This window comes from Leuconostoc fallax (assembly GCF_004354645.1).
GTDB classification, from domain to species: domain Bacteria; phylum Bacillota; class Bacilli; order Lactobacillales; family Lactobacillaceae; genus Leuconostoc_B; species Leuconostoc_B fallax.
Map to the genome: position 1 here is coordinate 121,264 of NZ_PUFI01000014.1, position 13,131 is coordinate 134,394.

The 13,131-nt window shown below is 37.2% G+C and carries 14 protein-coding genes; 10 read left to right on the plus strand and 4 right to left on the minus strand.

What is annotated here, in order from left to right:
• Positions 1-16: 16 nt before the first annotated feature.
• A complete protein-coding gene (locus tag C5L23_RS04870) occupies positions 17-253 on the minus strand; it encodes a hypothetical protein (protein ID WP_010007880.1) in 237 nt (78 codons plus the stop codon).
• A gap of 9 nt (positions 254-262) precedes the next feature.
• On the minus strand, positions 263-688 hold the full coding sequence (locus tag C5L23_RS04875; protein ID WP_010007879.1) for an HIT family protein: 426 nt from the start codon (positions 686-688) through the stop codon (positions 263-265).
• A 70-nt stretch (positions 689-758) separates the two neighbouring features.
• Between C5L23_RS04875 and C5L23_RS04880 the strand changes: the two genes are divergently transcribed.
• From C5L23_RS04880 to trmB, 3 genes are read left to right on the plus strand one after another with little or no spacing between them, the layout of a single operon-like run.
• Entirely contained in the window at positions 759-1,499 is a 741-nt protein-coding gene (locus tag C5L23_RS04880; RefSeq protein WP_133264372.1) for an ABC transporter ATP-binding protein, read from the plus strand.
• Entirely contained in the window at positions 1,486-2,781 is a 1,296-nt protein-coding gene (locus tag C5L23_RS04885; protein WP_133264373.1) for an ABC transporter permease, read from the plus strand. Before C5L23_RS04880 ends, C5L23_RS04885 begins: the two co-directional genes overlap by 14 nt.
• Positions 2,782-2,811: 30 nt before the next feature.
• A complete protein-coding gene (trmB, locus tag C5L23_RS04890; RefSeq protein WP_010007875.1) occupies positions 2,812-3,471 on the plus strand; it encodes a tRNA (guanosine(46)-N7)-methyltransferase TrmB in 660 nt (219 codons plus the stop codon).
• Between the two features lie 289 nt (positions 3,472-3,760).
• On the opposite strand, the gene C5L23_RS04895 is transcribed toward trmB, so the two are convergent.
• Together C5L23_RS04895 and C5L23_RS04900 are read right to left on the minus strand one after the other, a co-directional pair.
• Positions 3,761-5,107, minus strand: a complete 1,347-nt coding sequence (locus C5L23_RS04895) for an MFS transporter (RefSeq protein WP_133264374.1) — start codon at positions 5,105-5,107, stop codon at positions 3,761-3,763.
• A 77-nt stretch (positions 5,108-5,184) separates the two neighbouring features.
• A complete protein-coding gene (locus C5L23_RS04900) occupies positions 5,185-5,502 on the minus strand; it encodes a hypothetical protein (RefSeq protein WP_029508660.1) in 318 nt (105 codons plus the stop codon).
• Between the two features lie 82 nt (positions 5,503-5,584).
• Here C5L23_RS04900 and ytpR point away from each other — a divergent pair, with 82 nt between their 5' ends.
• The 7 genes from ytpR (at position 5,585) to glnA (ending at position 13,070) form a co-directional block, all read left to right on the plus strand.
• Complete coding sequence (gene ytpR / locus C5L23_RS04905) at positions 5,585-6,220, plus strand: YtpR family tRNA-binding protein (protein ID WP_010007871.1); 636 nt, start codon at positions 5,585-5,587, stop codon at positions 6,218-6,220.
• 3 nt (positions 6,221-6,223) lie between these two features.
• Positions 6,224-6,385 carry a hypothetical protein gene (locus tag C5L23_RS08615; protein WP_010007869.1) on the plus strand — a complete coding sequence of 54 codons (162 nt, stop codon included), beginning with the start codon at positions 6,224-6,226 and terminating at the stop codon, positions 6,383-6,385.
• Entirely contained in the window at positions 6,378-7,709 is a 1,332-nt protein-coding gene (murC, locus tag C5L23_RS04915) for a UDP-N-acetylmuramate--L-alanine ligase (RefSeq protein ID WP_010007868.1), read from the plus strand. Before C5L23_RS08615 ends, murC begins: the two co-directional genes overlap by 8 nt.
• An 85-nt stretch (positions 7,710-7,794) precedes the next feature.
• Positions 7,795-8,511, plus strand: coding sequence for a Bax inhibitor-1/YccA family protein (locus C5L23_RS04920; RefSeq protein ID WP_010007867.1), 717 nt, complete (start codon positions 7,795-7,797; stop codon positions 8,509-8,511).
• A gap of 89 nt (positions 8,512-8,600) precedes the next feature.
• Positions 8,601-11,291 carry a DNA polymerase I gene (polA, locus tag C5L23_RS04925; protein WP_010007866.1) on the plus strand — a complete coding sequence of 897 codons (2,691 nt, stop codon included), beginning with the start codon at positions 8,601-8,603 and terminating at the stop codon, positions 11,289-11,291.
• An 80-nt stretch (positions 11,292-11,371) separates the two neighbouring features.
• Positions 11,372-11,710 (plus strand): MerR family transcriptional regulator, encoded by a 339-nt coding sequence (locus C5L23_RS04930; RefSeq protein WP_010007865.1) that lies wholly within the window; start codon positions 11,372-11,374, stop codon positions 11,708-11,710.
• A gap of 13 nt (positions 11,711-11,723) precedes the next feature.
• Complete coding sequence (gene glnA / locus C5L23_RS04935) at positions 11,724-13,070, plus strand: type I glutamate--ammonia ligase (RefSeq protein WP_010007864.1); 1,347 nt, start codon at positions 11,724-11,726, stop codon at positions 13,068-13,070.
• The last annotated feature ends 61 nt before the right edge of the window (positions 13,071-13,131 follow it).

Below are 13,131 nucleotides of genomic sequence, written 5' to 3' on the forward strand. Positions count from 1 at the left end.
ACACATTTTATGCTGATTAACGGTACTTTTCAAGTTCCTGGGCGATATGTTGCTGAGCCTTTTCTATGCGTGCTAAATGAATCTCATTTTTGAAATTCATTTTATCGATGTCAACTTGAATATCATCTTGAAATTTTTTGATTTGCTCTAAAGAAGCATCTAACTGTGCTTTTTGTTGTGCCAGTTGTTGCGTTAAACGAGCAATATCTTTTAAAGCCTTTATGAGTATTTTTAAGTTATCAAAGCATTTCATTTTTAATCCTTAAAATTGCGTTTGGATACTATCTGCGATTGTTTGATATTTGTCATTATCATAATTAGAGGAGTTATCAATAGTTGGGGCTAAAGTCTCACCCAAACCATCATCCGCATAACGAGGGATCAGATGCCAATGGGAGTGGGGGACAGTTTGTCCAGCAGCGGCACCGTTATTAGAAACAATATTCATACCAACGATGCTATCGTCACTAGATTTAATAGCTTTAGCAATTTTTGGTAGTTTGAGTAGGGTACGTTGGGCAATGTCGTCTGTATAGTCAAAAATATCGCTTACTTCTTGCTTAGGGACGACAAGTGTGTGACCAGGCGTTACTTGAGAAATGTCTAAAAAGGCTACAACATCATCATCTTCGTAAACTTTGTAACTTGGGATTTCACCAGCAATAATTTTATCAAAAATATCTGTCATATCTAAACTCCATTCCTATTATTAGTCTAATTATAACAAATAATTGGAATATGCCTGCTATAATTAAACTATGGGATTAGATATTAATAATTTGTCTGGCGGTTATGCCGGACACAACATACTTAAAAATATAAGCTTTAAAGTACCAGATGGTAAAATTGTCGCTTTAATTGGACTTAATGGCGCTGGAAAATCTACGACAATTAATCATGTCATCGGTGAATTACAACCACAAATGGGTACGATTGCCCTTAATGACGTTGATCTTATCAAAACGCCAACAGAGTTCAAAAAGCAAATTGCCTATATACCTGAGCAACCTATTTTATATGATGAATTAACGTTAAGTGAACATTTGCATTTAATGTTATCAGCATACGAATTAGATGATGAGCAGCATTGGCAACTAGTTGAGAAGCTACTGACTAAATTTCGTTTGGAAAAAAAGCAACATTGGTTGCCGACGCATTTTTCTAAAGGCATGAAACAAAAGGTAATGTTAGTTGCAGCTTTTATGCTAGAGCGCCCATTATTAATTATTGATGAGCCATTTTTGGGATTGGATACATTAGCCATCAAAGCCGTCATTGATTTGATGCAAGAACAGGCACGTAAGGGCAACAGTATTTTACTAACAACACACTTATTAAAAGAAGCGACACAGTTTGTGGATGAATTTGTTGTGTTGTACGATGGGCGTATTCGTTTCACAGGATCACCACATCATTTGGCTGCTGCATCTCAATTGAGTGTTGATAATTTGGAACAATTTTTTGAGAGTATTCAAGAGGAGTTAGATGATGAACGCTAAAGCTTTATACTACAAGCGTTTTCGGGTGGCTCAAAAAAATAATATTAAATATTTTAGATTACTGTTTAACGATCATTTTGTCCTTTTTCTACTTATTGCTTTAGGTACTTTTATATTAGGTTATCGACAACTTCTAACATATGATACAATCAGTTCTTTTGGAAAACCTTGTTTGTGGCAAGTTTTTATTGTTTTATGGTTGTTATTAGGTTTACAAATTGGCAGTTTAATGACTTATTTTAAACCAGCTGATCGTTTATTTTTATTGAGTCAAGACACAAATATTTGCCATCAATATTTTAAATCGGCCCTCAAAGTGAGTGTCGCAGTGAGTGCGACTGTACAATTGATATTCGTCGGTTTACTAGTGCCAATATTACATCAGCTATACTATGAAAGTTATGACAGGATAATTTGTTTATTGGCATTTTTGATTGTCTTTAAAACTTTTATATTAGTATATGAGCGATATAAACAGCTCATGATATCACATAGTCGCATGCTCATGATTTTTGAGCCGAATTCACTGATTGAAAAAGTGCTATTTCGATTTTTAATGCCAATGGTATTTATTGTTTTGATATTAATTGTGCCATCATCAATGGTATTTATCTGTACTGCTATCTTACTGATTATTGCGATATTTATGATTTATTTATTTAGTATTTCTAAATCCTTATCGTATCGGGTGGCGATGAATTGGCAGAATGCTATTAAATATGAACGTAAGCGTCAGCAACGTATTCAAAGCTTTTATGCGTCCTTTGCTGATGTACCGAATAAAGAGACGGTGATCAAGCAAAGACCAATAATTAATTGGTTGATTCAACCATTGACAAAGTCAAGTACAGTCATGTATCGTTTGTACATGTTGCGTTTTATTCGCACACAAGAATTATTCCCGCTTATAGGTAGATTAGCGTTTGTTGGTGGGGTATTGATTTATATTTTAAAATCAGCACCATTATGGTTGATTTTGGTGACGAGTGCGTTATTTATCTATTTGGTTAATTTTCAATTTTTACCACTTTATCGTAGTACACAGATGAATCTTTGGACTCGATTAATACCAGTAACGGATATACAAAAGGAACGCGATTTTAGAAAATTAGCGCGCCAACTATCAATCATGACATCACTATACTTTATGATTTGTATTGTATTAGGACAGAATAAGTTGTCTGACATGGCGTTAGTTGGTGTTAGTATTATTTTAATCAATATCATTATTAATAGCATTTACTTACCTTTTATCTTGAAGCAAGTTAAGCGACATAAATAATAAAAGCAAACTTTATGAGGAGATACGATTATGCATCTACGATCAAAACCATGGGCGGCCGATTGGCTATTAGAACATCATGATATTGTGATTGACCAGGATCGTGCCGTCAAACAACGTGGTGATTGGCAGGCGCTTTTTGATGAACCGCAACCTATTCATATTGAGATTGGTTCAGGGAAAGGCCAATTTATTTTGGGGATGGCTTTAGCACATCCAGAAATTAATTATATTGGGATGGAAATCCAGGAAACGGCAGTGGCGATTGCTGCCAGAAAAAGTTTTGATAGTGTTGGTAAATTACCCAACTTAAAATTTATCTATGGTAATGGCGCTGGTGTTGAGAACTATTTTGAAAAAGAAGAAGTCAGTAAGTTATATTTGAATTTCTCTGATCCGTGGCCTAAAACACGTCACGAAGCGAGAAGGCTGACTTATAAGACTTTCCTAAAGGGGTATGAAGCAATTCTTCCTGAAAAGGGTGAGTTAGAATTTAAAACCGATAACCGTCATTTATTTGAATACTCATTAGTTAGCTTTATAGACTATGGTATGCGTTGGACAACCAGTGATTTTTCTTTGGATTTACATGCTGACGAAGATAAAGTGGTAGGTAATGTTGAGACAGAGTATGAACAAAAGTTCATGGCTAAGGGACAACCTATTTATTGGATTAAGGCTCACTTTTAGTTAACAATAGCAATGATGTCTATAAATAAAAGCACACGCTAAAGCGTGTGCTTTTATTGTTTTATGATATAAAAAAGCCAAGATACCACAGCTAAATAGGATGGAGGTTGCTCATAGCTCATTAACAAAATGACTTTGTTATTATTTAGTCGTATATCTTGGCTGACGAGAAGGAAATATCTGTTAAACATTACATTGTTAAAATCAAAATATGCTATCTCGTACGTCTATCGTATCATAGTCACGGTAACATGACATCAAAAATAAATTATTTTAACATTATTAATATTTATTTACCTTTAATACGGTTAATCAAAATAATACCGACAATTGGTACGATGATGAAACATTGACTTGTTAATGTGAGGGCTACAGTAAAATTAAAGCGCGTGTCAAAGGCGGTAATTAGTATTGACGCAACAACAACGCTAGTAGCACCAATAAACTGACGCATTGTGGTCACAATTGCGGTACCATGGCTCACTAAATCTTTTGGTAGAGCATTATTCGCAGCAGTTACAGCAGGCATCATAATAAAAGCATTACCACCTTCAAGCAACATCGCGGCGATGAGCGCTGCGATCCAGAATTTTGCACCTACAGTGCTAAGCAAAAGATAACCAAGAATCATCATCCCCATACCAATATAAACTAATTTTTTAAGTCCAATTTTGTTGAGCATTTGCCCAGCACGTGGGTTGAGCTGACTTAAGAAAATGGCAGCGGGGACCATTAAGAGGCCTGATACAAGAGGACTGAAGTTAAAGATACGTTGATAAAATAGTGGGAGCAACACAGTCGCAATAATTAAACCACTATAAGATAGACCAGTTAGTAACATCGCTGGTGTATAGCCTGCGTATTTAAAGACTTGTAAATCTAAAAAAGGAACACGCAATTTAATTTGTCGGGTGATGAAAATTATTAATAATAAGACACTGATGATGATGATAGACCACCAGCGCCAATTTATTGTGGTGCTAGGTAAAATAGAGATACTATACAAAATACCCCCAAAACCAAGCAATGTTACAGCGGAAAACCAATCAAATCGGCTAGGTTTTAAAATATGTGTGTTTTCAATATATTTCTGTAAAAAAATGGCCAAAATCAGAAGGACGATTAAAAAGAGTGCAAACAAGGCACGCCATGATACCCATTGCAGAATGATACCTGAAATGATGGGGCCGACTGCCAATGCTGATCCCATCACTAACCCAACAACGCCCATGGTCACGCCACGATTGTCTTTTGGTGTGTTCTCAATGATGACACTTTGAAAAGTGGGAAATAAGGCACCAACGGCAACACCTTCAAGTAATCGGCCAATGATAATTCCTGTAAAATTAGGTGTGATCATGGCAATGACAGTACCAACTAAGAAAACAGCGACAATGCCGTTTAATAACTGCTTTAGCTTGATATTATCTAAAAGCCAAGGACTAAGTGGCATTACTAATGTCATGGCAACCATAAAACCAGTGGTTAGCCACTGGACAGTTGTCGTATCAACATTGAAACTTTTCATTAAAATTGGGTATGTCGTCGTCATTGTCGATTGACTAATGGACATAATAAACGATATGGACAATAGGACCAACGAGAACGGCGTTAACTGACGAATATTCTTAAACATAAATTCCCTCTCAATATCTTCTAATATAGAATGATTCTAGAATAAAAAACAAAATATTGCAACAAAAAAGCAGAATATTATTCCGCTTCTCGTTTGATATTGATGATACTACCAGTATGTGCATCGGCCATAAAAAGATAGTTTACAGGCACATTATTCTCTAAACGTGTGATACCACCACCATAAATGATATATTTAATTGCAAATTTTTGATAACGCTGTGGTGTGCGATTAATCCATGAACCAAGAATTTTGCCTTCTTGGCCAAATTGATGCTTAACATTGTCTAGAACATGGTGTGGTTTAGCAGCTTCAGCTGACTTAGAAAACAGCCACATCCCTAATGAGAAACCGGCTAAACCACAACTTAATTTTGTAACGATTGAAGTATTCATGTGTCGAGTATAGCATATTTGACTTTATAGACGCGCGATAATTTAGTAATATAGTAGTAGCACATTTAAAGAGGGTTAGAAAATGATAACAAGTTACAATTATCCAGCAATGGGGGATGCCTTAATTATTGTATTGGCACCAAACGTTACAAATCCGAAAATCAATCAGTTTGATAATGTTGTTGCAATAACGGATAGCAACACAAATCAAATAATTGGTATTAATGTTTTTGGTATGGGACAGCAACTCGGTATCCAAGAAGATCGCGGACAAATTTTTCTAGATGAAAAGCAGATCAATCAGCTTAATCAACTATTTAAGAGCGTTGGCTTGGAGACTGAATTAACTGTTTCACCATCAAAACTGGTTGTTGGTTATGTTGAGTCGATGCAAGCACATCCTGACTCAGATCATTTACACATTACACAAACACGTGTTACAGAAGATAAGACATTACAAATTGTTTCCGGATCACCAAATATGGCGGAAAATATTAAGGTTGTCGTCGCACAACCAGGAACGATGATGCCAAGTGGTGAGATCATTTGGGATGGTGCACTGCGTGGTATTGATTCTGCTGGTATGATTGTATCAGGCCGTGAGTTACGCTTACCAGGCGCACCTGATAAGCCAGGCGCACTCATCTTACCAGAAACGTTTGGTGAAGTCGGTGAACCATTTGATTTTGAAAAGGGTGCACAGTTATTTGAGGCATAGTGGATGGTCAACAAAAATGATTACCAGCCAACTTATATCGTTGACAAAAGACGCGTTTACCGTATATTGCATACTGAAGATACGAGATATCGCCAGTTGATTTTTGCATTACGGAAAGGTGAATTACAGTATTTTACATTTGTAAAAGAGGATGGAAATGAGTAAATATTATTTTATTGGCATAAAAGGGACGGGTATGGGACCGTTAGCTCAAATAGTACATGATCAAGGACATGAGGTCATTGGCTCTGATATTGAGCAGTATACTTATACCCAAGCACCATTAGAGGCTGCAGGTATTGAGATTTTACCCTTCTCATCTAAAAATGTAGATGCACATCAAGACGCTACTTTTGTAAGAGGCAATGCTTTTGGTGATGAACAAGTTGAGGTGGCTCGGGCATTAGCATTAGGGGTTAAGATGATTTCTTATCCAGAAGCTGTTCAGGAGCAGATTGCCCAGACAACGTCTATTGCTGTAGCAGGCGCTCATGGTAAAACAAGTACAACCGGTTTGCTCGCGCATGTTTTAAAGAATATTGCACCGACATCTTATCTTGTGGGTGATGGTACTGGACGTGGCGTTCCTAATTCACGATTTTTTGTGGTAGAAGCAGATGAGTATCGTCGTCATTTTAAAGATTATGCACCCGATTATGCCATTTTAACGAATATCGATTTTGATCATCCTGATTATTATACCGATATCAATGATGTGACAAGTGCCTTTTCTGATTTTGCCAATAATGTCAAAAAGGCGATATTTGCTTGGGGAGATGATAAGCATTTACGCCAATTGCACCCCAAAGCGGATATTTACTATTATGGCGTTAATCCGACACGCGATGATTTTGTGGCTCAAAATATTCGAAAGTCAACTAAGGGGTCTCATTTTGATGTTACCTATCGTGGCAAAGACTTAGGCGAATTCTCGGTACCGTTGTATGGTCAACATAGTATTTTAAATGCTTTAGCGGTAATCGCGGTTGCTTACATGGAGAAAGTAGACTTAGATTTACTAAGAGAGTATTTAATGACATTTACTGGTGTTAAGCGCCGTTTTAGTGAGAAGCACATTGCTGATATAACAGTAATTGATGACTATGCGCATCATCCTTCAGAAATTGATGCAACCTTGGATGCAGCACGTCAAAAATATCCAGATAAACAAATTATTGCAATTTTCCAACCACACACATTTTCACGAGTAATTGCTTATAAAGATGAATTTGCAAGAAGCTTAAATGCAGCTGATAAGGTATATTTAGCTAATATTTTTGGATCAGCACGAGAACAGTCGGGAACGATTACATCTGAAGATTTAGGCAAAGAAATTGAAAAATTTGGTGGTATTATTGAGGAAAGTAATATGGGCTTATTAATGCCTTACCAAAATGCCGTGATGGTGTTTATGGGGGCTGGTGATATTGAAAAGTACGAGTTTGCTTATGAAAAATTACTGGGCCAATTACGAACTGATTTACAATAACGGCTCACTTAATGCTCATTTAATTACCCTTACGTTATAATAGTGATTAGGTAGATAATAAATATTTTACGATTGGAGATTGCTTATGAATAATTACGATTTTAATACACGCCGTGATGTAACCGGTGTCGATGAGGGTATGCGTGCCTTCTTTAAACAAACGTATAGTTATATGGCGTTAGCTGTCTTGATTACTGGAATTACGGGATATATCGTTAAATCTTTTTTCTGGGAACAAATCGCTTCATTAATTTATGGTAATGCTGTTGGTGTTATTGGTCTAATCGGTGTTCAATTCTTGCTTATTTTCATGATTGGACGTAATACACTAAAAAATACTGCTAATGCATTTGGTTTATTAATGACTTTTGCAGTAGTAGAAGGTTTAACAACGGGTGTCTTACTTGGACTGTATACAACAGCTTCAATATTAGGCGTATTCGCAGCAACAGCGGCAGTGTTCGGCGGTATGTCAGCTTATGGCTTAATGACAAAGCGGAATTTAGGCGGTCTACGTCAAGCGCTATTTGGTTTACTAGTCGGATTGATTGTTGCTAGCTTAATTAACATGTTTTTCCCTAATGGTATTGTGAATTTGTTGATTTCTTATGTCGCTGTGGTTGTATTTTCACTTTATACAGCATATGACAATCAACGTTTGAAGCTAATGTATGCACAAACGGCAGGGCAGATGGACACAACAGGTCTTGCAATTAACGGTGCATTATCACTATATCTTGACTTCATTAACTTATTCTTCTACTTACTTCGTTTATTCGGTGTCATGAATACACGAGATTAATGATTTAAGGGCTCGCTTCGGCGAGCTTTTATTTTGACATTAATTAAATGGTAGAATAGATGTAACAGACTAAAGATGAGGCGAAATACATGACCAAACCGACACTACTCTTAATAGATGGCAATTCCTTAGCTTATCGTGCATTTTATGCGATGTATAAGCAATTAGACCGTATGGTAACTCATGATGGCTTGCACACCAATGCCTTGGTGGCTTTCAATAATTTTATGGATCAGATTGTGGATCCTATGTCACCTGACTATGCTGTTGTTGCTTGGGATGCGGATAGCGGTAAGAGTACCTTTCGAGGTGAACTATATTCAGAATATAAGTCCGGACGTGCGAAGACGCCAACGGAACTAGCTGAACAACTACCTTATATGCGTGAAATGGTTGCTTTTCATGGCCTACGTAACTATGAACAGCATGGCTTGGAAGCAGATGATATTATTGGAACGTTTAGTCGTGAAGGGGAAGCATTAGGTTATTCTGTGACCATTGTTACCGGCGATCGCGATTTAACGCAGTTAGCCACAGATAATATTACCGTTAATGTGACCAAAAAGGGTGTGACTGAAATTGAACGCTTTACACCAGAATATATTGCGGAAAAATATAATGGCTTAACGCCACAACAAATTATTGAGATGAAGGCACTGACTGGCGATACATCAGATAACTATCCTGGTGTTACCAAAATTGGTGAAAAAACAGCGTTAAAGTTGTTGGCTCAGTATCAAGATTTAGATCATTTATATGCTAATATTGATCAAATGAAAGCATCTAAAATGAAGGAAAACTTAATTAAAGATCGAGATCAAGCTTTTTGTTCTCGAAAGTTAGCGACGATTTTAACTGATGCGGATATGGCATTGCCGTTAGCAGAATTTGAATATCGTGGTATTGATTTTGACCGTTTAATTCCATTTTATGAAACGTTAGATTTTAAACAACAATTGGCTAAAATCAGGGCACTCAAAAAATCTGGTCAACTTGGTAGTGAAGATCAAAGTGAAGTTGAAGATAATTTGTCTTTAACGATATTGCAAAGTAATAATTTACATGCGGTGACCGAATTAGGGCATCAAGTTGCTTTGCATATTGAAATAGCGGGTGATAATTATCATACAGATGACATGATTGGTTTTGTCATTGGGGATGAACAACGTGGTTATTTTGCTAGTCGTGATTTTTCATTATTACAGTCTCCTGAAATTAAGGCAATTATTGAAAGCCCAACGGTTGAAAAACGTGTTTATAATGTCAAAGCGCAACGTGTATTATTCAAGCGATTAGATATTGAATTGCGCAACGCAACTTTTGATTTTTTGCTTGCTGCTTATTTATTAGATACAACGGATAATAATGCAGAGTTAGCTACTTTAGCACAAAAGTATGATATTTATCTCCAATTGGATGAGGATATTTATGGTAAAGGTGCAAAATTTAGTGTGCCGACTGATGAAGGTCGTGTGCTCATGCACATTGCCCATAAAGCTGATACACTCAATCAACTCATTGAACCCGTTATGGTACAACTTAAAGAACATGAACAATTAGCGTTGTATCAAGATATCGAACTGCCATTGGCAAGTGTGTTAGCAGATATGGAGTATACCGGTATTCGTGTTGATCAGAATCAACTGCAAGAAATGGGTGAAAGCCTCGATGCGCAAATTGTCGATGTTGAAAAAGCAATTTATGAAGAAGCTGGGGAGGAATTTAATATTAATTCTCCCAAACAATTAGGTATTTTATTATTTGAAAAAATGGGATTGCCGGTTATTAAGCGAACAAAAACAGGCTATTCAACGGCAGTGGAAGTATTAGAAAAGTTAGCTGATCAAGCACCAATTGTAGCGTATATTTTGCAATATCGACAATTGGCTAAGCTTAAATCAACCTATATTGATGGTTTGCTGGCAGTAGTCTATCGTCAAGATAGTAAAATACACACTCGTTACTTACAAACGCTGACACAAACTGGGCGTTTATCGAGTGTTGATCCTAATTTACAAAATATACCAATGCGTACAGAAGCTGGTCGACAAATTCGAAAAGCTTTTGTACCTAGCGAACCCAATTGGCAAATATTTGGTGCCGACTACTCACAAATTGAATTGCGTGTTTTAGCGCATATGACAGGTGATAAAAATTTGCAACGCGCTTTCTTAAATGACGAGGATATTCATTCAGAAACAGCACGAGCGGTATTTGGACTTAATGATGACGCACCAATTACATCATTGCAGCGTCGTGCAGCTAAAGCTGTGAATTTTGGTATTGTTTATGGCATTTCTGATTTTGGCTTATCAAATAATCTAGGTATTTCACGAGCTGAAGCTAAGCGCTTTATCGATACGTATTTCGAAAAATTCCCGCAGGTTCATGAGTGGATGGAAAATGCGAAAACGTTAGCCCATGAACAAGGTTATGTTGAAACACTTGCCAAACGTCGGCGATACTTACCTGATATTCATGCTAAAAACTTTAATCGCCGAAGCTTTGCGGAACGAACAGCGATGAATACACCTATTCAAGGGTCTGCAGCTGATATTATTAAAATTGCAATGATTAAAATGAATCAGGTGTTGCATGAACATCATTTGCAAGCACGTATGCTACTTCAAGTACACGATGAATTGATATTTGAAGCACCAACGAGTGAAATCCCTGAATTAGAAGAGATTGTTCCGCAAGTTATGGATTCAGCTGTTGCGTTAGATGTACCGCTAAAGGTGGAAAGCCGACATGGTAGTAATTGGTATAGCGCTAAATGAGATGTCAGGAAATCTAACACAAATTCGCTTTTAATAGAGCTAAACGTTACAATATAAGTATGTTGAGCGGAGGTTGTTGCATGAGCGAACGTGAATTGAGGCGGAATTTAGCTATTTTACCGATTGGTACTGTTCGAGAGTTAACGCTGTTGACAGACCGGCAAATTCGTTATTATGAGAAAAATAATCTAGTGCACCCAGAACGTGGTAAAGGTGGACAGCGTCGCTTTTCATTGTATGATGTTGATCAGCTACTAAAAATCAAAGATTATTTGGAAGCTGGTGATTCAATTAAGGACATCCAAGAGATATTTGCAAAGCAGCAACGCAAAGCACAAGAAAAACATAATTCACAGGATGCTTTACGACGTTCACTTCAAAGTGAATTCGCAAAGATTGGCCGTTTTGGTGTTAAGTAAGAAAGGGAGCAGTATGGCACGTAAGTCATTTACCAAAGAAGAAATCAAGCAAATCGTTTTAGATGAAAATGTGGAATTCATTCGTGTAACATTTACAGATGTTCTAGGTGCAGTTAAAAACGTTGAAGTACCTATTTCACAGTTGGATAAAGTGTTGGATAACAACATGATGTTTGATGGGTCATCTATCGAAGGATTTGTGCGAATTAACGAATCTGATATGTATTTGTACCCTGATCTATCCACATTTATGATTTTCCCTTGGGAAACTGATTCTCATGGTGGTAAAGTGGCACGCTTAATTGCAGATATCTACACTTCAGATCGTCAGCCATTCGCCGGTGACCCACGTTATGCTTTGCGCCGTTTGTTAGAAAAAGCTAAAGATGAGGGCTTCACATCATTTAACATCGGAACTGAGCCAGAATTTTTCCTATTTAAATTAGATGACAATGGCAAAATCACACAGAAGCTAAATGATAAGGGTGGTTACTTTGATTTGGCACCGTTGGATTTGGGTGAAAATGTTCGTCGTGACATCGTATTAACGCTTGAAGACATGGGCTTTGAAGTGGAAGCAGCGCACCACGAAGTGGCTGAAGGACAACATGAAGTTGACTTTAAGTATGCTAATGCCTTAGAAGCAGCTGATAATATCCAAACGTTCAAGCTTGTTGTGAAGACGATTGCACGTAAGCATGGTTATTACGCAACATTCATGCCTAAGCCGGTAGCTGGTATTAACGGTTCAGGTATGCATATTAACATGTCTTTGTTCACTAAGGATGGCAATGCTTTCTTAGATACAGATGATGAAATGGGCCTATCTCAAACGGCTTATAATTTCTTAGGCGGTGTTTTGAAGCATGCCACTGCCTTTACAGCATTGACTAATCCAACTGTTAACTCATACAAGCGCTTAACACCAGGATTTGAGGCACCAGTATATGTTGCCTGGTCAGCATCTAACCGTTCACCAATGGTTCGTGTACCAGCTTCTCGTGGTAATTCAACACGATTGGAATTGCGCTCGGTTGATCCAACCGCCAATCCTTACTCATCATTAGCAGCTATTCTAGCAGCTGGTCTAGATGGTATTGACAATGATTTGGAACCACGTGCCTCAGTTGACAAGAACATCTATTTGATGGATGAAGTTGAAAGAGAAAAGGCTGGTATTACAGATTTGCCAGATACATTGTTAGCAGCGGTTCGCGAAATGTCAAATGACAAAGTGATTCGTGCAGCTGTCGGTGAACATATTATTGATAAGTTTGCTGAAGCTAAAAAGATCGAGTATGCTGCTTACCGTCAATTCGTTACACAGTGGGAAACAGATACTTATCTTGAAAATTATTAAAATAAAGACAAGAAGTCAACTTAAGCGGTTGGCTTTTTTATTTTTGATAAAATAAAATAAA

Excerpts from the sequence above, each read along its gene's own strand:
- C5L23_RS04875 (WP_010007879.1), bottom strand. The coding sequence starts at position 688 with ATGACAGATATTTTTGATAAAATTATTGCTGGTGAAATCCCAAGTTAC.
- C5L23_RS04885 (WP_133264373.1), top strand. The coding sequence starts at position 1,486 with ATGATGAACGCTAAAGCTTTATACTACAAGCGTTTTCGGGTGGCTCAA.
- glnA (WP_010007864.1), top strand. The coding sequence starts at position 11,724 with ATGGCACGTAAGTCATTTACCAAAGAAGAAATCAAGCAAATCGTTTTA.
- trmB (WP_010007875.1), top strand. The coding sequence starts at position 2,812 with ATGCATCTACGATCAAAACCATGGGCGGCCGATTGGCTATTAGAACAT.
- murC (WP_010007868.1), top strand. The coding sequence starts at position 6,378 with ATGAGTAAATATTATTTTATTGGCATAAAAGGGACGGGTATGGGACCG.
- C5L23_RS04900 (WP_029508660.1), bottom strand. The coding sequence starts at position 5,502 with ATGAATACTTCAATCGTTACAAAATTAAGTTGTGGTTTAGCCGGTTTC.
- C5L23_RS04880 (WP_133264372.1), top strand. The coding sequence starts at position 759 with ATGGGATTAGATATTAATAATTTGTCTGGCGGTTATGCCGGACACAAC.
- ytpR (WP_010007871.1), top strand. The coding sequence starts at position 5,585 with ATGATAACAAGTTACAATTATCCAGCAATGGGGGATGCCTTAATTATT.
- C5L23_RS04920 (WP_010007867.1), top strand. The coding sequence starts at position 7,795 with ATGAATAATTACGATTTTAATACACGCCGTGATGTAACCGGTGTCGAT.
- polA (WP_010007866.1), top strand. The coding sequence starts at position 8,601 with ATGACCAAACCGACACTACTCTTAATAGATGGCAATTCCTTAGCTTAT.
- C5L23_RS08615 (WP_010007869.1), top strand. The coding sequence starts at position 6,224 with ATGGTCAACAAAAATGATTACCAGCCAACTTATATCGTTGACAAAAGA.
- C5L23_RS04870 (WP_010007880.1), bottom strand. The coding sequence starts at position 253 with ATGAAATGCTTTGATAACTTAAAAATACTCATAAAGGCTTTAAAAGAT.
- C5L23_RS04930 (WP_010007865.1), top strand. The coding sequence starts at position 11,372 with ATGAGCGAACGTGAATTGAGGCGGAATTTAGCTATTTTACCGATTGGT.
- C5L23_RS04895 (WP_133264374.1), bottom strand. The coding sequence starts at position 5,107 with ATGTTTAAGAATATTCGTCAGTTAACGCCGTTCTCGTTGGTCCTATTG.